Annotated in this window: 19 protein-coding genes and 1 tRNA gene; 5 read left to right on the forward strand and 15 right to left on the reverse strand. The window is 61.5% G+C overall.

The features are described from left to right. Positions 1 to 121: 121 nt before the first annotated feature. From J2Z75_RS08850 to J2Z75_RS08890, 9 genes are all read right to left on the reverse strand, one after another. Complete coding sequence (locus tag J2Z75_RS08850) at positions 122 to 1,315, reverse strand: saccharopine dehydrogenase family protein (protein ID WP_209850719.1); 1,194 nt, start codon at positions 1,313 to 1,315, stop codon at positions 122 to 124. A 115-nt stretch (positions 1,316 to 1,430) separates the two neighbouring features. Beyond that, entirely contained in the window at positions 1,431 to 2,936 is a 1,506-nt protein-coding gene (locus J2Z75_RS08855) for an aldehyde dehydrogenase family protein (RefSeq protein ID WP_209850722.1), read from the reverse strand. A 189-nt stretch (positions 2,937 to 3,125) separates the two neighbouring features. Then, the gene (locus J2Z75_RS08860) at positions 3,126 to 3,473 is read right to left on the reverse strand and encodes a cupin domain-containing protein (protein ID WP_209850725.1); all 348 of its coding nucleotides are present in this window, start codon (positions 3,471 to 3,473) and stop codon (positions 3,126 to 3,128) included. Positions 3,474 to 3,562: 89 nt separating this feature from the next. Then, a complete protein-coding gene (locus J2Z75_RS08865) occupies positions 3,563 to 3,925 on the reverse strand; it encodes a cupin domain-containing protein (RefSeq protein ID WP_209850729.1) in 363 nt (120 codons plus the stop codon). Between the two features lie 167 nt (positions 3,926 to 4,092). After that, positions 4,093 to 5,385, reverse strand: coding sequence for a glycosyltransferase (locus tag J2Z75_RS08870; RefSeq protein WP_209850732.1), 1,293 nt, complete (start codon positions 5,383 to 5,385; stop codon positions 4,093 to 4,095). 20 nt (positions 5,386 to 5,405) lie between these two features. Then, the gene (locus J2Z75_RS08875) at positions 5,406 to 6,473 is read right to left on the reverse strand and encodes an ABC transporter ATP-binding protein (RefSeq protein WP_209850735.1); all 1,068 of its coding nucleotides are present in this window, start codon (positions 6,471 to 6,473) and stop codon (positions 5,406 to 5,408) included. Then, the gene (locus J2Z75_RS08880; RefSeq protein ID WP_209850737.1) at positions 6,470 to 7,261 is read right to left on the reverse strand and encodes an ABC transporter permease; all 792 of its coding nucleotides are present in this window, start codon (positions 7,259 to 7,261) and stop codon (positions 6,470 to 6,472) included. The genes J2Z75_RS08875 and J2Z75_RS08880 overlap by 4 nt, the downstream gene beginning before the upstream one ends. Beyond that, positions 7,254 to 8,090, reverse strand: coding sequence for an ABC transporter permease (locus tag J2Z75_RS08885; RefSeq protein ID WP_209852147.1), 837 nt, complete (start codon positions 8,088 to 8,090; stop codon positions 7,254 to 7,256). The genes J2Z75_RS08880 and J2Z75_RS08885 overlap by 8 nt, the downstream gene beginning before the upstream one ends. Before the next feature lie 159 nt (positions 8,091 to 8,249). Continuing rightward, entirely contained in the window at positions 8,250 to 9,308 is a 1,059-nt protein-coding gene (locus tag J2Z75_RS08890) for a polyamine ABC transporter substrate-binding protein (protein ID WP_209850740.1), read from the reverse strand. A gap of 265 nt (positions 9,309 to 9,573) precedes the next feature. Here J2Z75_RS08890 and J2Z75_RS08895 point away from each other — a divergent pair, with 265 nt between their 5' ends. The 3 genes from J2Z75_RS08895 to J2Z75_RS08905 are packed head-to-tail and all read left to right on the forward strand — an operon-like array spanning position 9,574 to position 13,313. Then, the gene (locus J2Z75_RS08895; protein ID WP_209850743.1) at positions 9,574 to 10,539 is read left to right on the forward strand and encodes a GntR family transcriptional regulator; all 966 of its coding nucleotides are present in this window, start codon (positions 9,574 to 9,576) and stop codon (positions 10,537 to 10,539) included. A gap of 15 nt (positions 10,540 to 10,554) precedes the next feature. Further along, entirely contained in the window at positions 10,555 to 11,820 is a 1,266-nt protein-coding gene (locus J2Z75_RS08900) for a glycosyltransferase (protein ID WP_209850746.1), read from the forward strand. A gap of 14 nt (positions 11,821 to 11,834) precedes the next feature. Further along, on the forward strand, positions 11,835 to 13,313 hold the full coding sequence (locus J2Z75_RS08905) for an aldehyde dehydrogenase family protein (protein WP_209850749.1): 1,479 nt from the start codon (positions 11,835 to 11,837) through the stop codon (positions 13,311 to 13,313). 1,076 nt (positions 13,314 to 14,389) lie between these two features. Here J2Z75_RS08905 and J2Z75_RS08910 read toward each other — a convergent pair. Together J2Z75_RS08910 and J2Z75_RS08915 are read right to left on the reverse strand one after the other, a co-directional pair. Beyond that, a complete protein-coding gene (locus J2Z75_RS08910) occupies positions 14,390 to 14,851 on the reverse strand; it encodes a BA14K family protein (protein WP_209850752.1) in 462 nt (153 codons plus the stop codon). A 125-nt stretch (positions 14,852 to 14,976) separates the two neighbouring features. Then, positions 14,977 to 15,195 carry a hypothetical protein gene (locus J2Z75_RS08915; protein ID WP_209850755.1) on the reverse strand — a complete coding sequence of 73 codons (219 nt, stop codon included), beginning with the start codon at positions 15,193 to 15,195 and terminating at the stop codon, positions 14,977 to 14,979. A 192-nt stretch (positions 15,196 to 15,387) separates the two neighbouring features. On the opposite strand from J2Z75_RS08915, the gene J2Z75_RS08920 reads away from it, so the two are divergent. Beyond that, on the forward strand, positions 15,388 to 16,527 hold the full coding sequence (locus J2Z75_RS08920; RefSeq protein WP_209850759.1) for an alpha/beta hydrolase: 1,140 nt from the start codon (positions 15,388 to 15,390) through the stop codon (positions 16,525 to 16,527). A 78-nt stretch (positions 16,528 to 16,605) separates the two neighbouring features. Here the strand turns inward: J2Z75_RS08920 and metH are convergent, their stop codons facing one another. The 4 genes from metH to J2Z75_RS08940 form a co-directional block, all read right to left on the reverse strand. After that, complete coding sequence (metH, locus tag J2Z75_RS08925) at positions 16,606 to 20,379, reverse strand: methionine synthase (RefSeq protein WP_209850762.1); 3,774 nt, start codon at positions 20,377 to 20,379, stop codon at positions 16,606 to 16,608. A 163-nt stretch (positions 20,380 to 20,542) separates the two neighbouring features. After that, the gene (locus J2Z75_RS08930) at positions 20,543 to 21,706 is read right to left on the reverse strand and encodes an AGE family epimerase/isomerase (RefSeq protein ID WP_407692751.1); all 1,164 of its coding nucleotides are present in this window, start codon (positions 21,704 to 21,706) and stop codon (positions 20,543 to 20,545) included. A 15-nt stretch (positions 21,707 to 21,721) separates the two neighbouring features. Further along, complete coding sequence (locus J2Z75_RS08935) at positions 21,722 to 22,216, reverse strand: heme-degrading domain-containing protein (RefSeq protein WP_209850767.1); 495 nt, start codon at positions 22,214 to 22,216, stop codon at positions 21,722 to 21,724. A 20-nt stretch (positions 22,217 to 22,236) separates the two neighbouring features. Further along, the gene (locus tag J2Z75_RS08940) at positions 22,237 to 23,133 is read right to left on the reverse strand and encodes an ROK family protein (protein ID WP_209850770.1); all 897 of its coding nucleotides are present in this window, start codon (positions 23,131 to 23,133) and stop codon (positions 22,237 to 22,239) included. A 221-nt stretch (positions 23,134 to 23,354) separates the two neighbouring features. Between J2Z75_RS08940 and J2Z75_RS08945 the strand changes: the two genes are divergently transcribed. Further along, a tRNA-Arg gene (locus J2Z75_RS08945) sits at positions 23,355 to 23,431 on the forward strand. Positions 23,432 to 23,519: the final 88 nt, after the last annotated feature.

Raw genomic sequence — 23,519 nt, forward strand, 5'->3', positions numbered from 1 at the left:
AACTATTTCCACAAACAACCAAAAACACCCCGAATCCGACCAACATTCAAACAACCCAACCGACAATTCCTTGTCCAAATGGTCAAAATCGGGAAAGCGCTGCTTGCATCGATGAAGGCGCCTAAAGCGCCTTCACGCTGCGGCTCACCTTGAACTTGCGCTTCTCCAGCTCGGGGAAGAAATCGGCAGCCGTGAAATATTCCTCCGGCGCCCAGACGCCGGGACGTTTCGGGTTCTTCAAAACCAGCTGGGCGGCGATCGATGCGCTCATCGACGTGCCGGCATCGACATAGGGAGCATACATCTCGTCCGGCGTGACGATCACCTCATAGCGGACCTCGACCGGCTTGCCGTCTTTCATGCCCCGGCCGATGGCAAAGTGGATCTCGGAACTCTCCTGCTGCGGAATGCGGTGCGGATTGCGGGCGATGTTGCGCTGGATCACCGCGTTGAGCACATCCAGCGGCTTCACCGAGACGCCGCCGACCTCGACCGGATCGTTGAAATCGCCAAAGCCGGCCTTCACCAGGCCGACCCAGGCCTCGTGCTCGCGATGCGGCAGGTGCAGCTTCCAGGTGAACTCGCGGATCCCCTTGTCGCGGATGCCGTCGGCGAGCGGCACGGTCAGCTGTTCGGAATGCGGCGAATACATGAATTCGCAGCGCCCCCAGGGCTGTGGCAAATCGATCACCTCCCTGCCCGTCATCGGCGCGCATTCGATATGCTTGCCATCGAAGAACTGGGTGCTCGGATGGGCATATTCGGCCAGGACCGTCGAGACGCTGTAGGGCGGCATCAGGATCGGGTTCTCGTCACCCGTCAGTTCGGCCGCCCAGTAGAGGTTGATTTTCTCGATCGTATCAAGCTCGTCGGCCACCGCCCGGCAGATGACGTTGGACATGCCGGGATCGGCGCCGACGCCGACGACAGCCGTAACGCCCGCCGCCTTGAAGCGGTCGTGTTCGGCGATCTGCTTGACCGTGAAGGTACCGAGGCCGCCGAGATCCATATAGGCGACCTTTGCCGTAAGCGCCGCCTCGAAGATGGTCATCTGGAAACCGAGCAGGGTCGGAACGCAGTTGATGCAGAGGTCAGCCCCCTCGATCGCTTCAGCCAGCCGGGCGGGATCGGTGACATCGAGATCGAACAGCTCCAGCCGCGGATCGCCGAGGTCTGCCGCCAGGCTTTCCATGCGCTCGCGCGAGGTGTCGCAGATGCGGATCGAGGCAATGTCGACGATGGCACGATCGGAGACGAGGTCGCGGACGATACCGGCGCCCATCAGGCCGGCGCCACCGAGAATGGAGATTTTCATGAGCTAGGCGTCCTTTTTCGAATTCTTGCCCGGCGGGCATCGTGTTTTCGGAGAGTTGTGCTCCCCCTCATCCGGCGCTTCGCGCCACCGTCTCCCCGTTGGGGAGAAGAGGAAATCAGACGTGCTTGCGCCCGCCCTCCTCGTAGAACCAGCTGTCGGGATAGGGGTACCACCACTCGTGGATGACCGGCTTGTGGTCGATGATCACCATTTTCGACCGGCGGAAGGCATCGAGACCCTGGCGGCCAAGTTCGCGGCCCATGCCGGACGCTTTCCAGCCGCCGAAGGGCAACGCATCATTGTCGATCATCGGATTGTTGACCCAGACCATGCCGGCCTCCAGCCGCTCGGCCGCCTCCATCGCCTCCTCCAGGCTGGTGGTGAAGACCGAGGCGCCAAGGCCGAAGGGACTGTCGTTGGCCCGTTCGATCGCCTCGTTAAAATCCGCGACGCGGGCGACGGCGGCGACCGGACCGAAACATTCCTCCTGCAGGATCGCCATGTCGGGCGTGCAGCCGGTGAGAATCGTCGGCTCATAGAACCAGCCGACAGGCTCGCTGTCGGGAATCCTGCCGCCGAGGACAACCGTTGCGCCCTTGGCTTTGGCATCCTCGACCAGCCGGATCACTTTTTCGCGCGCTGCCTCACTGACCAGCGGGCCGATCTCGGCCTTGGTCAGGCCGTTGCCGACGCGCAGCCGTTTCGTCTCGGCTGCAAACTTCGCGATGAAGGCGTCATGGACGCTATCGACCACGAAGAAGCGTTCGGCCGAGGTGCAGACCTGGCCGGAGAGGTGGAAGGCGGCGGTGACCGCACCGGCGGCGGCGACATCGAGCGGCGCATGCGCGGTGATGATCATCGGATCGCTGCCTCCGGCCTCGATCACGGCCGGCTTCATCTGGCCGGCAGCCGCCGCGGCAACGGCTTTCCCGGCGGCAACCGAACCGGTGAAGGCGACGGCATGCGTCAGCGGAGAAGCAATCAGGTATTGTGCGACCTCGGCACCGCCCGGCACGCAGGCGATCAGGCCCTCGGGCAAAGCCTCGAACACCTGCATGAATTCGAGCGTGCAGAGCGTCGTCGCCAAGGCCGGCTTGATGATGCAGGCATTGCCCGACGCGAGCGAGGCCGCGACCGTCCAGCACATCAACAGGATCGGAAAATTGAACGGCATGATGTGGACGCTGGTGCCGAGCGCCTCGTAACGGGCATACTGGAACGACCCGGCCTGCGTCGTGCCGGCCACCTTGCCGGCCTCGTCGCGAGCCATCTCCGCGAAATAGCGGAAGGCACCGGCGCAATTGGCGACCTCGCCGATCGCTTCCGGATAGGGTTTGCCCATCTCGCGCGACATCAGTTCGGCGCAGACGCGCATGTCGGTCGCTTCAATTCTGTTGGCAATTTTGTGCAGGATCGTAGCCCGGCTCTTGGCGTCAAGGCGCTTCCATACGGATTGCGCCGACTTGGCGGTCAGAAGCACGGAATCCAGCTCTGCAGATGTCGTTCCCGCAAACGTACCTTCTTTTCCGAACGTGGCTGGGTTGATCACCGAATGGCGTTCACCCTTGGCTGGAACATAGACCGGGTGCCGGTAGAAGACGGGCTCGGCTGGATTGAACATCGGTTTTTCCTTGTCGCTCTATGTCGAGAGGCGAAGCCCCCTCACCCTGCCCTCTCCCCGCTGGGGAGGGGGGGGTACAGAGGTCGCCGCGAACCTCTTCTCCCCAGCGGGGAGAAGGTGCCCGAAGGGCGGATGAGGGGGCCTTCGCCACTTGCTCGAACAGAGCAAGAAAGCCCTCCCACCCCAAGCTCAACGGATCATGTAAACCTTCTTGATTGTCTCATGCACGGTGCACACACCCTTCCAGTCCTGCGGAAAGAAGGCCGCCGTATCCGGCACGATCTCGATCACCTCGCCACTCTCGTGCACATAGGTGCAGCGGCCTTCGAGGAAGTGGCAGAATTCGTCGCGGGTCACATGGCAATCCCATTTGCCGGGCGTGCAGATCCACAACCCGCATTCGGATTCCCCATTCGGACCCTTGTGGATCAGCTTGCCGGTCGTGCGGCTTTCGCCCTCGATCATGGTCGGGATAATGCCCCAGTCCTTGAGGTCGGTTTGGTCGAGCGGCTTGCGCATCAGTGGCGTTGATGTCATCGGATGTTTCCTTTCGTTTTTTCTTCCAGCAGCGTCCGCGTTCTCAAGAAAGAGCAGAAGACTGCGGCAGTAATTTCAAGTTCGGCCCTTCAGGCCAGCATGTAGATATTGCGCATGGTCTCGATCACGTGGCACTCGCCGGTCCAGCCGCCGGGGAACATCACGACCGTGCCCGCCTCGACCTCGATCACCTCGCCCTCGTCCGAGCGATAGACCGCGCGGCCGGCGACGAAATGGCAGAACTCGTCGCGCGGGATCGACAGCCGCCAGCGGCCGGGCGTGCAGACCCAGATGCCGGATTCCGGCTGGTTGTTCGGCCCCTTGTGCACCAGGCGGCCGGTCGATTTCGACTGACCCTCGACGCTGTCGGGCTGCAGGCCCCAATCGACGAGGTCGTCATATGTGGTGGCGCTGTAGATACGCGGTGCGGAGGAGGGTTTCGGCTCACCCATGAAGATACCCCCCTCTGTCGGCGACGCCGACATCTCCCCCACAAGGGGGGAGATCACCATGAGCCTCGAGGTCGATAAGGGAAAAGAATAATCTCCCCCCTTGTGGGGGAGATGTCAGCAAAGCTGACAGAGCGGGGTACCCACGCACCGTCAGGATTTGTCCTGTTTTACCCATCGAATTTCCCCGTCGTTGCCAGCTGGTCGAGGATTGCCGCCGCCTTCTGCGGACCGTTTTGCGACTGCATATGGGCACTGGTGGCGGCAAGCTTGGCCTTCATCTTCGGGTCGCTGACACAGGCATCGAGCTTTGCGGCCAGGTCCGCATCCGTCCAGTCGTAGCGCGGCATCTTGAAGCCGTGGCCGGTCTCGTCGACCCGCGTCGCATTGTCATGGCCGTCCCAGACATAGGGCATGATGATCGCCGGCTTGCCGAAATAGAGGCACTCGGTGAACGAGTTGTTGCCACCGTGATGGATGGCCGCATCGATCTGCGGAATGACGGAAGGTTGCGGGAACCAGCTTTCGACAATGATATTGCCGGGCAGATCGATATACTGCTCCTTATAGTCGCCGACATTGACGAGCGCCCGATAGGGCAGCTTTCCAATTGCGGTGATCAGCCGTTTCAACAGGTCTGTATCGCCGGCACCAAGACTGCCGAAGGATATATAGAGAAGAGGCTTGTCGTTATTCTCGGCGAAGACCGGAACGTCGTAGGGCTTTTCCTTGCGCACGCAGCCTTCTAGATACTGGAACTGCGAAGGCGGCAACGGATGCTCGCGATCGAACTTCACCGCCTCCGGATAAAGCAGCAGGTTCATGAACGGCGATGCCTCGAAGAACTGGCCGATCGGATAGGCCTCCTCTCCGGTCGAGGCGAGGAAGGCATTGAAATCATCGTGGATCGACTTGATCACGGCATTGAATTTTTCGCGGTAGGCGGCATGGCCGGCAAGATCGTCCTGGCGGCAGCCGGACAGATGCGGCGGGATTTTTTCGTCTTCGATCTCGTTTTCCGAGCAGGAGATGATGCGCACCCAGGGCTTGCCGAACTGCTTGATCGCCGGAAACAGGATGACGTTATCAACGCAGATCAGGTCCGGTTTGATCTGCGCCAGCACGCCCGGCAGATCCTTCTGCGCCCACTTGGCGCTGTCGACGATCGCTTCCCAGCAATCGCGCACATAGTTGTCGATCTGGTCGTAGGGGCTTTTGCGGAAATTCGGAATATGGCCGTTGATGAAATCCTCCCAGAACTTCGCCATCTGCTCCGGCGGCATCGGCGCCGACAGGTTCACCGGATAGGCCTCGAAACCATAACCCTTGTAGACATCGACGAAGCCCGGATCGGACAGGAAGACCGCCTTGTGGCCAAGCGCCTCGACGGCCTGGGCAATGCCGACGGAATTCAGCGCCGGGCCGAAGGCTGCTTCGGGAAAGAATGCAATCGTCTTGGACATGAGTTCCCTCTTGTTTTCTTTCAATCTTGGAAAAGGCGGCAGGTCGCGGCATCAAACCCGAGCGACACCACCGCCCCGGTCTGCGCAGCAGACGCGCCGGGTCCGGTCGCTGCCACACGAACCTGAAGTGGCACCGTGGACAGCGCCGTCTTGACGTAGATCTGCCGGTCGAGACCATGATACGCGACGTCGACGACCGTGCCGGAAACACCGGCACCTGCCGGTTTCAACGCGATGTTCTCGGGGCGCACGGCCAGCACGGCCTTCTGATCGCGTTTCAGCCCGCCGAGATCGCAGGCCAGCGCTTCGCCGCCGGCGCGAAACAGGGCGTCGGCACCGATCTCCCCCTCGATGAAATTCATCACGCCGATGAAGCCCGCGACGAAGCGATTGGCCGGCCGCTCGTAAACCTCTTCCGGCGTACCGCATTGCAGGATGCTGCCATCCTTGAGTACCGCGACCCGGTCGGCCATGACCAGCGCTTCTTCCTGATCATGGGTGACGATGATGAAGGTGATGCCGACCTCGTGCTGCAGCCGCTTCAGTTCCAGCTGCATCTTTTCGCGCAGCTTCTTGTCGAGCGCGCCCAGCGGTTCATCGAGCAGAAGCACTTTCGGCCGCTTGATCAGTGCGCGGGCCAGCGCCACGCGCTGTTTCTGGCCGCCGGACAATTCGGCCGGCTTGCGCCCGGCCAGCGCCTGCAGATCCGTCGTCTTCAGCATCTCCTCCACCCGGGCGGAAATCTCCGGCTTGCCGAGCCGTTCCATCTCAAGGCCGTAGGCGAGATTCTGCCGGACCGTCATGTGCGGAAACAGGGCATAGGACTGGAACATCAGGTTGAGCGGACGCTTTTCCGGCGCCTGCTCGGTGATATCGCTGCCCGAAAGCCTGATCCGTCCCTCGTCCGGCACTTCGAAACCCGCGATCATCCGCAACAATGTCGTCTTGCCGCAGCCGGACGGCCCAAGCAGCGCGAAGAACTCGTTCTCGCGGATATCGAGCGACAGGCCGTTGACGGCAACCGTCTTACCGAAGCGCTTGACGACGTGATCGACCGCCAGAACCGGGGCTTTCAAAGGAGTGTTCATCGGGTCATCTGTTCTTTGTTCAGCCATTGCGAAACGAGCAGGGCGGCGGCGCTGACGCCCATGACGATGGTGGCGAGCGCGTTGATTTCCGGCGTGACGCCGAAACGGATCATCGAATAGATCTGCATCGGCAGGGTGATCGAGGAGCGACCGGCGCCGGAGGTGAAGAAGGCGATGATGAATTCATCGACCGACAGCGTGAAGGCAAGCAGTGCACCCGCGATGATGGCCGGCAACAAAACCGGGAAGGTGATCCGCCAGAAGGTCGTCAACGACGAAGCGCCAAGATCGCGAGAGGCTTCGACGATGGAGAAATCAAAATTCTTCAGCCGAGCCCGCACCACCGAGCACACGAAGGCGAGATCGAAGATCACGTGGCTGACGACGATCGTGGAGAGACCCATGGTCACGTTCAGCCGCGAGAACAGGGTGAGCAGAGCCACCGCCAGCACGATGTCAGGAATGACCATCGGCGCGAAGGCGAGCGCTTCCAGCGCCGTACTCTTGCGCTTGCGCGTTTCCATGCCGATCGCCAGCATCGTTCCGAGAACGGTCGCGATCAACGTCGCAAAGATCGCAACGACGAGCGTATTCCACGCGGCATGCAGGATATCGCTATTGCCGGCAAGCGAGACATACCAGCGCAGCGAAAAGCCCGACCACGTTGTCGGCAGACCACTGTCGTTGAACGACAGGAGGACGAGGACCGCAATCGGCAGATAGAGAAAGCCGAAGACAAGAACGAGGATGGTCCGTCCGGTCAATTTCATGCGCCACGCATCAGCCATTGGCGGCTCCCTGCGTTTCGCCGCTGAAGCGGGAGGAGGCGCGGGCCTGCAACAGCAGGAGCCCGATCATGACGGCGATCAACACCATGCCGAGGGCCGCGCCGAACGGCCAGTCGTTGGCGGTCAGGAACTGGTCGTAGACAAGATTGCCGATCATCTGGAACCGGCCGCCGCCGAGCAGCGCCGGCGTGACGAAATTGCCGATCGACAGCACGAAGACGAAGACGCCGCCGGCAGCCACGCCCGGCATGGTCAGCGGCAGGGTCACGCGGAAGAATGTCCGCACCCGCCCCGCCCCGAGATCGCGCGAAGCCTCGATCAGCTCGCCGTTCAGCCGCGACAGGCTGGAATAGATGGCGAGGATGACGAAGGGCAGGTAGTTGTAGACGAGGCCGGTGATAACGGCGCCTTCGCTATAGAGCAGGGCCAGCGGTTCACCCTCGTAGCCGAACCAGCGCAGCAGGTTGTTGATCAGCCCTTCGCGATTCAAGAGTACGATCCAGGCATAGGTGCGGATCAGGTAGTTGCTCCAGAACGGCAGCACGGCGAAGAACAGCAGCAGCGGTTGCGTCCGTTTCGGCGCAAGGCAGATGGCGTAGGCGGCGGGATAGGCGATCAGGATTGCAAGCAGCGTCGCCAAGCCCGCGATGCGCACGGACGTCAGGAAGATCTTCGCATAAAGCGGATCGACGACGCGCTGAAAATTCTCGGCGGTCAGCGTGTATTCGATGCCGCCATACAGCCCGCGCGTCAGGAATGCATAGGCAAGGATGATCAGGCAGGGAACGACCATGAACAGGCCAAGCCAGGCGACGGCAGGCAGAGCCATGAGATTGGAACGAGCCGTCTGCGATGACAAGAAAAGGACTCCGGATTAGATATGTGCCCTCTCCCCGTTTCCGGGGAGAGGGCTGGGGTGAAGATCAAAACAGCCCCCTCTTCACCCTTTAGGCGCCGTCGCCGCAAAAGCGCGGGACGAAAACACAACTCAGTTGGCAGCCTTGATCTCGCTCACCGCGCGCGAATAGTCGCGTTGCGCTTCGCCGAGATCCTGAAGTTCCTCGTATTTCACCAGCGTCTCCGGCGAGACGCCCATCGTCGGGTATTTCTTGATCAGCTCGGGATCGAGGCTTTCCATCGCCGGCTTGTTGGGCACTTCGTAGAAGATGTTGGAGGCCGCCCAGGCGTGGTTCTTCGGTTCGAGGATATAATCCAGGAACTTCAGCGCCGCCTCCTTGTGTTCGGAATTCTTCATGACGACCATGGTGTCGATCCAGAGATCCGAGCCTTCCTTCGGCACGACGAACTTGATCTTGTCGTTTTCGGCGATGCCGTAGTTGCACCAGCCGTCCCAGGCCTGCACCAGAGATGCTTCGCCGGAAACGAGCTTCGAATAGAAGGTCGTGTCGTCATAGGCGAGCAGGCTCTTCTTGGCTTCGATCAGCGCGGTCTTCGCCTCTTCGATCTTGGCCGGGTCTTTCTCGTTGACCGAGTATCCCTTGTAGAGCAGGCCCGCAGCCATAAGCCAGCGGTCGGTCGAGAGCATGGTGATCTTGCCCTTCAGGGCTTCCGGCGGATTGAGCAGATAGGACCAGCTGTCCGGTGTGCCTTCGACGAGATCCGAGCGATAGCAAAGACCGGTGGTGCCCCAGGCATATGGTACCGCATAGGTATTGCCCGGATCGAAGGCCAGCTTGGTCGCCTGCGGGTAGAGGTTTTTCAGGTTCGGCACCTTCTCCACGCCGAGCGGTTCGAGCAGACCCTGGCCGTTGAGGATATGCGCAAAGGGAGAGGAGACGAACACGACGTCATAACCCTTGCCCTGGCCCGCCATCAGCTTGCCCATGATCTCTTCGTTGGTGGCATGGTTGACCACCTCGATGGTGAGGCCCGTCGCCGCCTTGAAGGTATCGGCAATATCGGGCGCCATGTATCCAGCCCAGTTGGAGATCACCAGATCGGCCGACAGCACGGTTCCCGCAGAAAGAACCATGGCTGTCGCAGCAAGGCCGACCAGACGCAATTTCACTGATGTTTTCAAGGACATCTCCCGTTGCTGGCGCAGTCCGGATGACCAAGGTGCCTTGGGCAATCTCCGCTTGCGCAAATCCATCATCCCGGAGGGTTTCGCGGTTCCGCGCGGTGCCTGTTCCGAGGGTTCAACCTCTGTTCCCGAAGCGGCGCGCCGGTTATCCGATCTGCGCCTCGCTTCATCAGGCAGTATTATTTATAAAAAAAATACGTCAATACGAAATCGTACTATGGCCAAAATTTTATAAATCCTCTTGCGCGCCCATTCCGGAAGAGGCAGCATGCGTTCTGTTGCAGAAGGCACAGGGCAAAGGGCGATGACCGTGGAGGCGAAAAAAGTAAATCATCGCCATGTTGAACTAGCGCAAAGAATACTGGATATCGCCACAGAACGCGGTATGAGCCGCGGCGAGCGGCTTCCCGAACAGGCCCTTGCTTCCCGCTGCAACGTTTCACGCACGCCGATCCGCAAGGCGCTGCAGTTCCTCGCCGAGAAGTCGATCGTCACCACGGAAGCCGAAGGTGGCTATCTGCTCGCCATCGACCCGGCCTCCTTTCCCGGCCTTGAAGATACCGCCCAGCCGGCCGAGGAAACCGAACTCTACAATGCCATCCTGCGCGACGTCTCTGCCGGGCGCATCAGCGATTCCCAAACCGTCGCCGGCCTGCAGCGACGTTACGCGGCATCACGAAACGCTGTGCAAAATGCGTTGACGCGACTGGCCGAGGACAATCTGGCCGAACGCGCCGCCGGCCAGCAATGGCTGATCAAGCAATTCGCCATCAGCGGCGATGCGGTTGCCAAGAGTTTCGAATACCGGCTCTCCTGCGAGCCCCTCGCATTGACCATGCCCGGCTTCCGCCGCGACATCGCGGCGATCACGTCGCTCAGACAATCGATGGAAATCCTGCGTTCGATGACGGAGAGCAGCTTCGACCAGAAACTGTTCGAGCGCACCGATTTCGATTTCCACATGCTGATCGCCAGAAGCTGCGGCAATCCCTTCATGTCGGAGGCGCTCTCCAGCCATCACCGCCGCCGCCGCTCCAACCAGCCGCCGGTGCATGTCAACGCCTTCCGGCTGATGCAATCCAACATGGAGCACATCCAGATGCTGGAGCAGATCGAGCGCGGCCAGCTTGAGCTTGCGGCCGACCTGATGCGCGTGCATATCCAGCTTTCCCATTCCCAGCGGCCACGCCTTGCCGGGCGCGGCGTTCCGCCCGTCTTCAAGGTCGTGGGATAGACAGTCGGTGCATGCATGACCCAGCCCAAGGTGATCGCCTTTTTTCCGGAAGCCAGCTACGGGGCGGCGCTCAATTGCGTCGGCATCGCCCAGGAACTGCGCCGGCTGGGCGCGCGGCCGGTATTCATCTGTCATCCCGGCTTTCGCGGCGTCTTCAGCGAATACGGGTTTCCCGAATATCAGCTGCAGTCGGCGGGCGCTGAAAGCCAGACCGATTGGACCGATTTCATCAACCGGCATCAGGACGCCTTTCGGCAAACGCCGCTGGAGCAGCTGAAAAGCTATGTCGCGCCGACCTGGGAGGCGATCGTCGATACCGCGATCGCGGCGGAAGAGCCGCTTCGCCAGCTTCTGGCACAGTTGAAACCGGCCGCAATCGTGCTCGACAATGTGGTGATGTTTCCGGCCATCGCCAATGCCGGCGTCCCCTGGATCCGGGTCGTTTCCTGCGCCGAGACGGAACTGCCCGATCCGCTGGTGCCGCCCTATCTGTCGGGGTGCGGCGGCAAGCCCGGCCCGGAGTGGGCGGCTTTTTCGCGAGCGTATGCCAAGGCCGTGGCGCCGGCGCAGAAACGCATGAACGCCTTTCTGGCCGAATGCGGCCTGAACCCGCTGCCGCCCACAGAATTCCTTGAAAACTCCCCCTTTCTCAATCTGCTCCTCTCGCCCGGCGTCGTCCGCTTCGAGCGCCAAAACCCGCTCGATCCAAAAAAATTCGTCTATCTCGACGGCTGCGTCCGGCAGGAGGCACCCTATACGTTGCCACATTTCGCCTCGCAGCAGGATGCGCCGCTGGTACTGGCGAGCTTCGGCAGCCTTGGGGCCATGGACGTGTCGATGATCAAACGGATGATCGGTGTTTTCGAGACCCTGCCCTACCGTTTCATCGTCAATGTCGGCCCATGGCGCGACGAGTACAGCCGCATCCCCGACAACGTCTTCCTCGAAAGCTGGTTTCCCCAGCCTTCCGTCGTCAGGCAGTCGAGCCTGTTCATCCATCACGGCGGCAACAACAGTTTTTGCGAGGCGCTGTATTTCGGGGTTCCTTCCCTCGTCATGCCGTTCTGCTGGGACGGACACGACAATGCCCGCCGCGCGGAAGAGGTCAACGTCGGCCGCAAGCTCGACCGCTATCGGTGGAGCGACGGCGAACTCGTCTCCGCGATCACCGGGCTTCTCGACAATCCGGCCCTGAACGATAAACTCGCGGCCAATTCCGCTGCCATGAAAAAGGCTGCCGGCGTGACGGTGGCTGCCAAGGCAATTCTCGACCTGATCTAATGAGGGACGGCGACATGCAGGACAGGCTTTATATCGACGGCGAATGGGTGCGGCCGGAAAAGGGCGGCACGTTCGATGTCATCGATCCCGCCACAGAAGAGGTCATCCACACGGCTCCATCAGGTACCAGCGGCGATATCGACAAGGCCGTCAAGGCCGCCCGCTACGCCTTCGATTCCGGGCCGTGGCCGAAACTCACCGGCAGCGAGCGCGCCGTCTATCTGCGCGCCATCGCCGCAAAGATCGTCGAGAAACGGCAATTCCTCGCCGAACTTGAAGTCGCCGACAACGGCAAGCCCCTGCCCGAAGCGCTCTGGGACATCGACGATGTCGCCGGCTGCTTCAATTTCTACGCCGGCCTTGCCGAAGAGCTCGATCAGCATCCGGAAGAAACCATTCCGCTCACTGAGCCTCGTTTTTCGTCGCGGGTGGTGCGTGAACCGCTCGGCGTCGTCGGCGCCATCACGCCCTGGAACTATCCGCTGCTGATGGTTTCCTGGAAGGTCGCACCCGCCTTGGCCGCCGGCTGCACCATGGTGCTAAAGCCCTCAGAATTGACGCCGCTGACCGCGCTCGAACTTGGCGTCATTGCCGAGGAAGTCGGGCTCCCGGCCGGCGTACTCAACATCGTTACCGGCACCGGGATGCAGGCCGGCGAGCCGCTGACCGAACATCCGCTGGTCGACAAGCTCGCCTTCACCGGGTCGGTCGCCACCGGACGGAAAGTCATGATGGCCGGTGCGCAGGACATCAAGACTGTCAGCCTCGAACTCGGCGGCAAATCGCCCTTCGTCATCTTCGCCGACAGCGACATCGAAAAAGCCGTCGAATGGATCATGTTCGGCATCTTCTGGAACCAGGGCCAGGTCTGTTCGGCGACCTCGCGCGTGCTGGTCGAGGCAAGCATCTACGACGCCGTCGTTTCGCGGCTCTGCGAGGAAGCGGCCAGGATCAGGATCGGCAACGGCATGGATGAGGGCACGCTGCTGGGCCCGATCGTCTCCAAGGGCCAGTACGACAAGATACTGTCGGCGATCGAACGTGCCCGCATCGACGGCGCGACGGTCGCCCATGGCGGCAGCCGCCCGGCCGGTCTCGACAGCGGCTATTTCATCGAGCCGACTGTCCTGACCGATATGAGCGAGGACAGCTATGTCTGGAAGGAGGAGATCTTCGGCCCGGTCGTCTGCGTCAAGCCGTTCAAGAACGAGGACGATGCGATCCGCATGGCCAATGACAGCCGCTTCGGCCTGGCCGCCGCCGTCATGTCGAAGGACGTGATCCGCGCCGAACGCGTGGCGGAGGCTTTTCGCGCCGGCATCGTCTGGGTCAACTGCTCGCAGCCGACCTTCGTCGAAGCCCCCTGGGGCGGCTACAAACAATCCGGCATCGGCCGCGAACTGGGGCGCTGGGGGCTTTCGAACTATTTGGAGACGAAGCAGATCACGCGTTTCAACAGCGACGAGCCGTGGGGGTGGTATATCAAGGGGTGAGGCTGGGCCACGGGCCGGGAGGGTTCTTTACCCTCCCCTCGAGGGGGAGGTGGGCTTCCCGCTTCTCCCCGGCGGGGAGAAGGTGCCCGAAGGGCGGATGAGGGGGCGGTTCGGCATAGAGGAGGAGACCTTTCATCGACGTGGTTTCCCAATTTTCCCAATCTGAGTTTGTCCGGGGTTTCTTCTTCAAGGTGGCTTCGCCCCCCTCATCCGGCCCTACGGGCCACCTTCTCCCCGATGGGGAGAAGAGGGAGATCGCGGCAGCTTCAACGGCCTATAGCCACGCGCGAAAAATTCGCCGTGGGTTTCAAAGAGCAGGTGGCCGGGGCACAACGTATGCCTCAATAGATAGTAATAGGTGACACACGCTGTGCCCCGTTTCAGTGTCTTTTGCCGCGCTTCTCAGGTTCTTCTACGCTTTTGCCTCTTGTGAAGGAAAAAGCCTCCAATGCCCCAGCCCGGCCGCTTATCCGCCGAGCCTTTCAATGAGGCGGGGTTTAGCCCTGGACCCTCGGACGGCAAAGCCGTCCGGCGGTGTTACCCGCCCGTGGTGTGGCTACCCGGCACGCCCGGTTCATTCACGAACCGGAGGAGAACCGCCTTTCACGCAGCCCCGGGGATTTCGCGCGCGTTTCGCCAAACCGTCCGGGCACCGGCCCCGCCTCGCCGGCAACGCAAACCGGTGTATCCTTGGCGGAACGAGGTCATGATGGCATGGAACCAAAGGGCGGGGATGAACGGGGATGATTTTTGTTAGGTCGGTCTATCTCGCCCCTGGCGGGCGAGAAAGCAATTTCAGCATCTTGGCGAAACGCCAAGTGCTAGAAATTGCAAGAGCGGAGGTAGGACAAAGGGCAAGGACTTCCCTCCCACTCAATCCCGCCGCCGCCCTCTCTTTCGTTGGAAACCCGCACCAACTTCGGCCAAGTGATCGGCTACGCTTCTCACGACCTTCGTATCCTCTCCGGCAAGGGGAGAGGTAGGGTGCCACAAACACCGACCTATCCACGGGTGGATCACAGCAGACCCACCCGTAATCATTGAAAATGTGGTGCCGTCAGGAACCGGTCTCCAAATTACGGCGAGACACATTGGCGACGCCCGCCATTGTACGGCTGGAACGTGTTGTCGTAAGCCCTGTACGAGCGATAGCGCGCGAAGCACCAATCGGCGTGCGAGCTGCCGCGATAATAGCGCTCGCCGGAATATCTGGGTTGCGCCAGCATGCCGCCAATGATCGCCCCGGCAGCCAGGCCGCCAAACGCTGCGCCGAAATTATCGCCGCGGTGACGGTAGTAGCTCCGGCCATGGCGGTAGTAGCCATCATTGCGATAGTAGCTCCGATCGCGATGGTGGCGCCTTATGTAACGGCGATTGCCGCCATATCGGCCGATACCCCACGAACTGCGGTATGATTCGACCTGTTGGACATCCGAAGCCTGAATCTTCGGCCTCTCGATGGATGGAAAAGCCTGCGCCGGCGCTATGCTGGAAAAGGCGGTCGCCAGAGACAGACCAATGATTGCGAGCATCTTCATTTGATTCACCATTTTGCCTTTCAACAAGCAAACGTTTGAAACAATGATTTGTGCCACTGCCGGACCGAAGTAACGGCATTGTGATAGCACCGCACGCGCAATCAGATACTCCCGCTGACGTCTTTTCAGAAGAGACGCTGGAATGTCCATTTGACAGTATATTCGCCGTTGCGCTTCATTTTTGTCTTGGTTCGCACCCGGACCGGGCCGCCGAGCGCAACCTCGGCGTCTTCGAAGGCCTGGCGGGCCTCCGCAATCGCTTGATGATAGGCGCTGTTGTCTCGCTTGGGATCTGCGGCAATCGCCTTGAGCAGCGCGATCGTATCCAGTTTGTCTTCGGCCATGAATTCGTCGCACTCCTTCTCGCCATATCGCGGCTTGGCATCGACCCTTCTCGCGCCGCCGAACACAGGGGGTTCAATACACCAACATGTAAGACCGTCTCAAGGTAAACGCCCGGCAGGTAGGTCTATTGCCGCCACGGAAAGTGTGTCACCAAGGCCCTTGCGCCTTCGCCGTCAAATCAGCGGGTCCCAATGAGTTATTTGCCTGAAACCAGCCCTGCCCGTCACAACCCGCACAAGATGGCCATCGTACTCCTAGCCATATCGCAACTGGCGGCCTGCGCGACGCGCCCGACCGATGCCGTCTTGCAGCCGGCAAGCGCGGCGGGCGGCGAAAGACAGATCACACTCCTGACGGCGACCGACAGGACGAAAGATATCGACGGTCACGGCTTTTCAAGCGGCCGGGCGCCATCGATGGCGTTCGAGGAATATACGATCTCCATTCCGCCCACGCACAAGCCGTCGAAAATCGAATGGGCGAACAGCAAACCGAACGCGCAACGTGACTTCGTGGTCACGAAGCGGACCGCTATCGACAAGCGGAAGTTCGTGGCTTTGGCTGGGATACCGGACCGCGACGGAGCTGTCGGTCTGTTCGTTCACGGCTATAATTACAGCTATCAGGAGGGTCTGTTCCGCCTGGCGCAGATCGCCGCGGACGCAAAGATCGACGCCACGCCGGTCCTCTTTTCATGGCCGTCGGAAGCGACGCTCACAGGCTACGTGGCTGACAAGGATGCGGCTCTCTATTCCCGGGACGATCTGGTGGCCGTCATCACCGAGATGTCGCGCCAGCCGCAAGTGAAAAAGCTCATTCTTTTCGGGCACAGCATGGGATGCTTCCTGATCATGGAGGCGCTGCGACAGATCAAGTTCGAAGGCCGTAACGATGTCCTGGACAAGCTTGTCGTCATGCTGGCGGCGCCCGACATCGATGCGGATATTTTCCGCCGGCAGCTTGCCGTCATCGGACCGTTGAAGACGCCGCTGACAGTGTTTGTGGCGAAGGACGACAAGGCATTGAGGGTTTCCAGCTTTCTGGGCGGCGAAAGACAACGCGCCGGCGGTCTGGATGTCGATGATCCCATCGTCGAGGACGCCGCCGCCCGGTACGGTATCAAGGTTATCGACATCACCTCCGTAAAGGCCGATGACGGCCTCGGTCACGACCGCTACGCCAACCTCGCCGCGATCGGTCCCGAACTCGTCTCACTCGACAAGCGCCAGGGAGTATCGACCGCAGAAACGGGCGCGTTCGTTTTCGACGCCGCGGCTTCCGTCGTTTCGAGCCCTTTCAAGCTGGCTCGCAGGGTCGTGGCTGGACAATGAGTTGACCTAAGCCATCGACGATGAACGGCGGCGGTTTGATCGAAACCGCCGCTTCACATCAGCCGACGGCCGCCAAATCTACTCCGCCGCTTCCGCCCTCGGTGCAGGTACGTAGTTCAAGATAGGCCCCAGCCAGCGCTCGACCTCGGCGACCGGCATGTCCTTGCGCGCGGCATAGTCCTCGATCTGGTCGCGCTCGACCTTGGCGACGCCGAAATAATAGGCGTCGGGATGGCCGATATAGATGCCGGAGACCGACGAGCCCGGCCACATGGCAAAGCTCTCGGTCAGGGTCACGCCGATTTCGTCCTCGGCTTTCAGGAGATCGAACAGCGTCGCCTTTTCCGTGTGGTCCGGCTGGGCCGGATAGCCCGGAGCCGGGCGGATGCCGGCATAGGGTTCGCCCGCCAGTTCGCTCGGCTCGAAGGCCTCGTTCGCCGCATAGCCCCAGAGTTCCTTGCGGACATATTCGTGCATGCGCTCGGCGAAGGCCTCGGCGAAGCGGTCGGCCAGCGCCTTGACCATGATCGAGGAATAATCGTCGTTGGCGCGCTCGAAACGCTCGGCAATCGCCACTTCCTCGATGCCGGCCGTGACGACGAAACCGCCGAGATAGTCGTGTTTGCCGCTATCGACCGGGGCGACGAAATCCGACAGGGCGACGTTCGGCCGACCGTCGCGCTTGGCCATCTGCTGGCGCAGCGTGAAGAAGGTGGCCCGCTCGGTTGCGCGGGTTTCGTCGGTGAACAGGCGGATATCGTCGCCGACCACGCCGGCCGGCCAGAAGCCGACGACGGCTTTCGGCGCAAACCATTTCTCGGCGATCACCTTGGCCAGCATCGCCTGTGCGTCGGCAAACAGCGCGCGGGCGGCCTCGCCCTGGCGTTCGTCGTCGAGGATTTTCGGATAGACGCCCTTCATCTCCCAGGTCTGGAAGAACGGCGTCCAGTCGATATAGCGGGCCAGTTCTCCCAGGTCCCAGTTCTGGAAAACGCGGGTGCCGAGGAAGGACGGCGTCTTCGGCTGGTAGGCGTCCCAATCGACTTTCTGGGCGTTGGCGCGGGCTTTTGCCAGCGGCAGGCGCTGTTTTTCCAGCTCGTTGCGCGCATGCGCATCGGCCACCTTCCTGTATTCGGCCCGCACCGTCTCGATGTAGCCGTCCTTCGCCTCCGGCGACAGCAGGCTCGACACCACGCCGACCGCGCGGCTGGCGTCGGTGACGTAGATCGCCTGGCCCTGATGGTAGCGCGGGTGGATCTTGACCGCGGTATGGACGCGGCTCGTCGTCGCGCCGCCGATCAACAACGGGATATTAAAACCCTCGCGCTCCATTTCGGCAGCCACATGCGCCATCTCGTCGAGTGACGGCGTGATCAGGCCGGAGAGGCCGATGATATCGACATTGCGTTCGCGGGCGACTTCGAGGATTTTCGCGGCGGGAACCATGACGCCGAGATCGATAATCTCGTAGTCATTGCAGGCCAGCACCACGCCGACAATGTTCTTGCCGATATCGTGGACATCGCCCTTGACCGTCGCCATCAGCACCTTGCCGGCGCTCTTGCGTTCGCCAAGCCCGCCGCCGGCCAGCCGTTCGGCCTCCATGTAAGGCAGGAGAATGGCCACCGCCTGCTTCATCACGCGGGCGGACTTCACCACCTGCGGCAGGAACATCTTGCCCGCGCCAAAGAGATCGCCGACGACATTCATGCCGGCCATCAGCGGGCCCTCGATGACATGCAGCGGCCGCTCGGCGTTCTGGCGGGCTTCCTCGGTGTCGGCCTCGATAAATTCGGTGATGCCGTTGACCAGCGCATGTTCCAGCCGCTTTTCGACCGGCCATTCACGCCACTTCAGGTCCCGTTCCTTGGCTTCCTTGCCGGCTACGCCCTTGAAGCGCTCGGCCAGCTCCAGAAGCCGCTCGGTCGAATCGGCCCGGCGGTTGAGGACGACGTCCTCGCAGGCTTCCTTCAGCTCGGGCTCGATGGATTCATAGACCGCCAGCTGTCCGGCATTGACGATGCCCATGTCCATACCCGCCTGGATGGCGTGGTAGAGGAACACGGCATGCATCGCCTCACGCACCGGCTCGTTGCCGCGAAACGAGAAGGAGAGGTTGGAGACGCCGCCGGAAATATGCACATGCGGCAGGGTCTGGATGATCTCGCGGGTCGCCTCGATGAAATCGACGCCGTAATTGTTGTGCTCCTCGATGCCGGTCGCCACAGCGAAGATGTTCGGATCGAAGATGATATCTTCCGGCGAAAAACCCGCCTGCTCCGTCAGCAGCCTGTAGGCGCGGGTGCAGATTTCGACCTTGCGGGCTTGCGTATCCGCCTGCCCCTTTTCATCGAAAGCCATGACGACGACGGCGGCGCCATAGGCGCGGCAGAGTCTGGCGTGATGCAGAAAGGCCTCCTCGCCTTCCTTCATCGAGATCGAATTGACCAGCGGCTTGCCCTGCACGCATTTCAGGCCGGCCTCGATGATCTCCCATTTTGACGAGTCGATCATCACAGGCACGCGGGCAATATCCGGCTCGGCGGCGATCAGGTTGAGGAACTCGACCATTGCCTGCTTCGAATCGATCAGGCCCTCGTCCATGTTTATGTCGATGATCTGGGCGCCGTTGGCCACCTGATCGCGGGCGACATCAAGTGCTGCCGCATAATCGCCCGCCGTGATCAGCTTGCGGAACTTGGCCGAGCCGGTGACGTTGGTGCGCTCGCCGACATTGACGAAGGGAATGTCCTTGGTCAGCGTGAACGGTTCCAGCCCCGACAGTTTCATCAGCCTCGGCACGTCGGGAATGGCGCGCGGCGGGTGCTTGGCCACCGCTTGCGCGATCGCCCGGATATGTGCCGGCGTCGAACCGCAGCAGCCGCCGACGATATTGACCAGACCTTCGCGGGCGAAGCCCTCGATCTGGGCGGCCATTTCCTCCGGGCTCTCATCATACTGGCCGAACTCGTTCGGCAGGCCGGCATTCGGATAGGCGCAGACGAATGTGTCGGCGACGCCGGAGATCTCACTCAGATGCTCGCGCATGGCGTTGGCGCCGAGCGCGCAGTTCAGCCCGATGGTGAAGGGATCGGCGTGGCGCACCGAATGCCAGAAAGCGGTCGGCGTCTGGCCGGAGAGCGTGCGGCCGGAAAGGTCGGTGATCGTTCCCGAAATCATCACCGGCAGGCGGATGCCCTTTTCGGTGAACACTTCCTCGGTCGCAAAGATCGCCGCCTTGGCGTTCAGGGTGTCGAAAATCGTTTCGATCAGGATGATGTCGGCGCCGCCGTCGATCAGGCCGCGCAGCTGCTCGCCATAGGCGATGCGCAGGTCGTCGAAGGAAACCGCGCGGTAGCCGGGATTGTTGACGTCGGGCGAGATCGAGGCGGTGCGGTTGGTCGGCCCGAGCGCGCCGGCAACGAAGCGGCGCTTGCCGTCGACCTGCTGCGCCCGCAATCCGGCCCGCCGCGCCAGGCGCGCGCCGTCGCGGTTCAATTCATAGACCATCGCCTCCATGCCGTAATCGGCCTGGGCGATGGACGTTGAGGAAAACGTGTTGGTTTCGAGGATATCGGCGCCGGCGATGGCATAGTTGTAGTGGATCTCCTCGATGGCGCCGGGCTGGGTCAGCGTCAGAAGGTCGTTGTTGCCCTGCAGATGGCAATCGCAACCGACGAAACGGTCGCCGCGGAAGTGATCCTCGCCGAGACCGAGCTGCTGGATCTCCGTGCCCATGGCGCCATCCATGATCAGGATGCGCTCGCTGGCCGCCGCTTTCAGCGCGGCCATAACTTCGGATCCATCCGGCCTGGAGGAAACGGCGCCGAAGAGTGCATCGATGGCGGACATGGGAAATCTCCCGTTCTGAAAACGACAATATAACGAAAAACAGAAGTCACATAAAGATATCTTTATGTCAATATATGACTTGCGTCCTTGATCGCAGGCAAAACGAAACCGGCCCGCCTCCTTCGAAGCGGGCCGGTTGCAGAATAACAGCAAGAATGTCGAATCAAAGCCGCTTCAGGCAATCGTCCATTTCATAGATGGCGCAGAGAATATGATAGAAGCTGCTGGCCGGCGCTGGTTCGTCGACGAAACTGCCATCCGCCTTCTGCTTGTCGCGCCAAAGGCCTTTGACCGGCGTATCGAGAAACCGGGTGAGCGCTGTTGCGGCACGCACGGCGGAGCGCAGGTAACGCTCGCGCTCCTCGCCTTGCGTCAGCGCCGCAAAGCGGACCGCCGCCTTCAGCCATTCCGTCTGCGGCCAGAGCCGGGCGATCGGATCGGCAACGGAGAAATCGTCGAGAAGCGTCATGACAACCACCTCCCGCGGCTGCGCGATCCCGTATTGCTCGCCGATCTCGAACAGCCGCCGCGCCTTCACCAGCGCATCGGCATTGCCGCGCCGTTCACCCCAGCGCAGCAGCAGCCACGCCCATTCGAACTGGTGGCCCGGCTCGACGATCCGTCCCTTGTCGCCCGGCATCGGCGACCAGTCATGATCGAAGAATTCCCGCAATGCGCCGGTTTCCCGGTCGATGAAATGGTCCATGCAAAGGGTGGCGATTTCATCGGCGAGATTGGTCCAGGCAACGGTATCGAAACCATCGACCGCTTCACTGGCGAGACACGCTTCGAACAGATGCATATGCGGATTGGAGCAGAGCGGCAGACGCGGCGGATTGTCTTCCTCGAAGCCCGCCGCCGGATGCTTGCAATGGGCCTCCAGGTTGTCGCGCAGCGTGTTGCTGCGCGCAATCATCTCCGCCTTCCGCTGCGGGAATACCTGCGCCAGATAGGCAAAGGACAAAAGCGCGAAGGCCTGATTGTAGAGATCGAAGGACGGATCGATCAGATTGCCGTCCGCATCCGCCAGCGCTCCGTAAAAACCGCTCGGCTGCCGGTAGACCCGGTCGAAATAGGCGATGCCATCGGTGGCGACTGTCTGCCAGTCTCCCTTCCAGCCGCGGCGGCCCGCTTCCGCGAAACAATAGACCTGGCGCGGCTGGACGCGCGAACGGCGATCGGCCCGCGTCGGCTGCCCCGCCATGTCGATCGTCTCGACAAAGCCGCCGCTCAATGGGTCGAATCCCCTGTCCCGCCAGAGCGGCAGGGCCGCCTGCGTCAACCATTCGTTCAATGTGGCGGAAAAGCCGGCAATATCCATGGTCATCTATCCGTTCAGACGCTAGGTATCGAACTTCAGCGCTTTGATGTCCTTATCAAGCAGCGTGGCAATCGCCTCGACAACCATGATGTGATCGTCACGTTGCGGCAAGCCGGAAACGGTCACCGCTCCGATGCAGCCGGTGCCCTTGACGACGATCGGAAAGCTGCCGCCATGCGGCGCATATTCTGCATCCGGCAATCCGAACTTCGCCTGAATGGTGCTTTCCTGCTTCGTAAGCGACAGGCCGACCGCATAGCTGCTCTTCAGGAAACGGAAGACGCAGTTGCGCTTGCGGCGAACCCAGCTCGGGTTGTCTGGCGTCGAGCCCTCAAGTGCTGCGTAGAACACCGGCATGGAAAACAGCGTGACGTCGATGACGACGCCGAGCTTGCGCTCCACCGCCATGCCGCGCAGCAGCGAACCGAGCGCCCAGCCCGTTTCCAGGCTGAAGCTGTCGAACTGCAGCTCGCTTTCCTGCAAAGCAATCCGTTCCAGATCCGCGTCGATACCCATTCTGCTCTCCACTTCGGTTTTCAGTCTTTCCAGAGCCATGCAGCGCCGCGCACGCCGGAACTGTCGCTATGCACCGCCTTGCGAATCGGCGTCTCGAAACTGTCGCCGAAAATGTATTTGACGATCAGATCCGGCAATTCATCGTAGATTTCATCGACATTCGACATGCCGCCGCCGAGCACGAAGACATCCGGATCGACGACATTGGTCAGCAGCGCCAGGCTGCGCGCCAGCCGATCGACAAACCGCGTATAGACGGCGGTCGCAACAGGTTCGCCGTTGCGCTTGTCGGCGATGATGTCGCGGCCGCGCCGGTCGACCCCGGTCGTCAGGCGGTAATCCAGCTCCACGCCGGTGCCGCAGGCATACATGTCAAGGCAGCCATGTTTGCCGCACCAGCATTTGTGGCCCGGATACTCATCCGGCGTCATCCAGGGCAGCGGATAGTGGCCGATTTCGGCGGCGATGCCCTGATAGCCGGCATGCACATGCTTGCCGATCGCCAGTCCGCCGCCATGGCCGGTACCGACGATGATGCCGAACACCGTATGCTCGTCCTTGCCGGCACCATCCACCGCTTCGGAAACCGCCAGACAGTTGGCATCGTTGGCAAGCCGCACGTCCCGTCCGAGCGCCGCCTGAAGATCGCGCCCGAGCGGCTGGCCGTTCAGCAGGACCGCGTTGGAATTGCGCACGATGCCGGTGCGCGGATTGGGGCTGCCGGGAATGCCGATACCGATCGTTCCCTTTTCGCCCGCCATCTGCTCGGCGGTTGCCACAAGTTCCTGCACGGCGCGGATGCAGGCATCGTAGCCGCTGGTCGGCGTGGCGATGCGGTGCCTTGCCCTTGTCGTGCCATCGCGGTCGAGCGCGATGACTTCCATTTTCGTGCCGCCCCAATCAATTCCGATAAACATGCTGGATCAAACTCTGTGGGTCTCGTTGTCGAAGGCGACGCCGTTCCGGCCGGGTCTCCTCCCCGTTGCGCCGCACCCTGCTTAACATCGGAAAGTCATCCGGCGCCAGCCCCGGCCTGCGTCACGCACATCAGAAACGCCTGTTCCTGCAAAAGCATCAAAAAGCGCACCGGAAAACACTTGGCTTCCGCCGTCTCCTTTTGTAAGTGTTCTCTCCGGTCGGTCCCATAGCTCAGCAGGATAGAGCGCAAGATTCCTAATCTTGAGGCCACTGGTTCGAATCCAGTTGGGATCACCATTTATCCGCAATACATATCGGAAAACGCGCGGAGCCAATCGGCCGGCCGCCGATGCCGCGCGCATCGTCACCGGCAGAGCCCGGCAAG

Source organism: Rhizobium herbae (assembly GCF_017873135.1).
In the GTDB taxonomy this organism is placed as follows: Bacteria; Pseudomonadota; Alphaproteobacteria; order Rhizobiales; family Rhizobiaceae; genus Pararhizobium; species Pararhizobium herbae.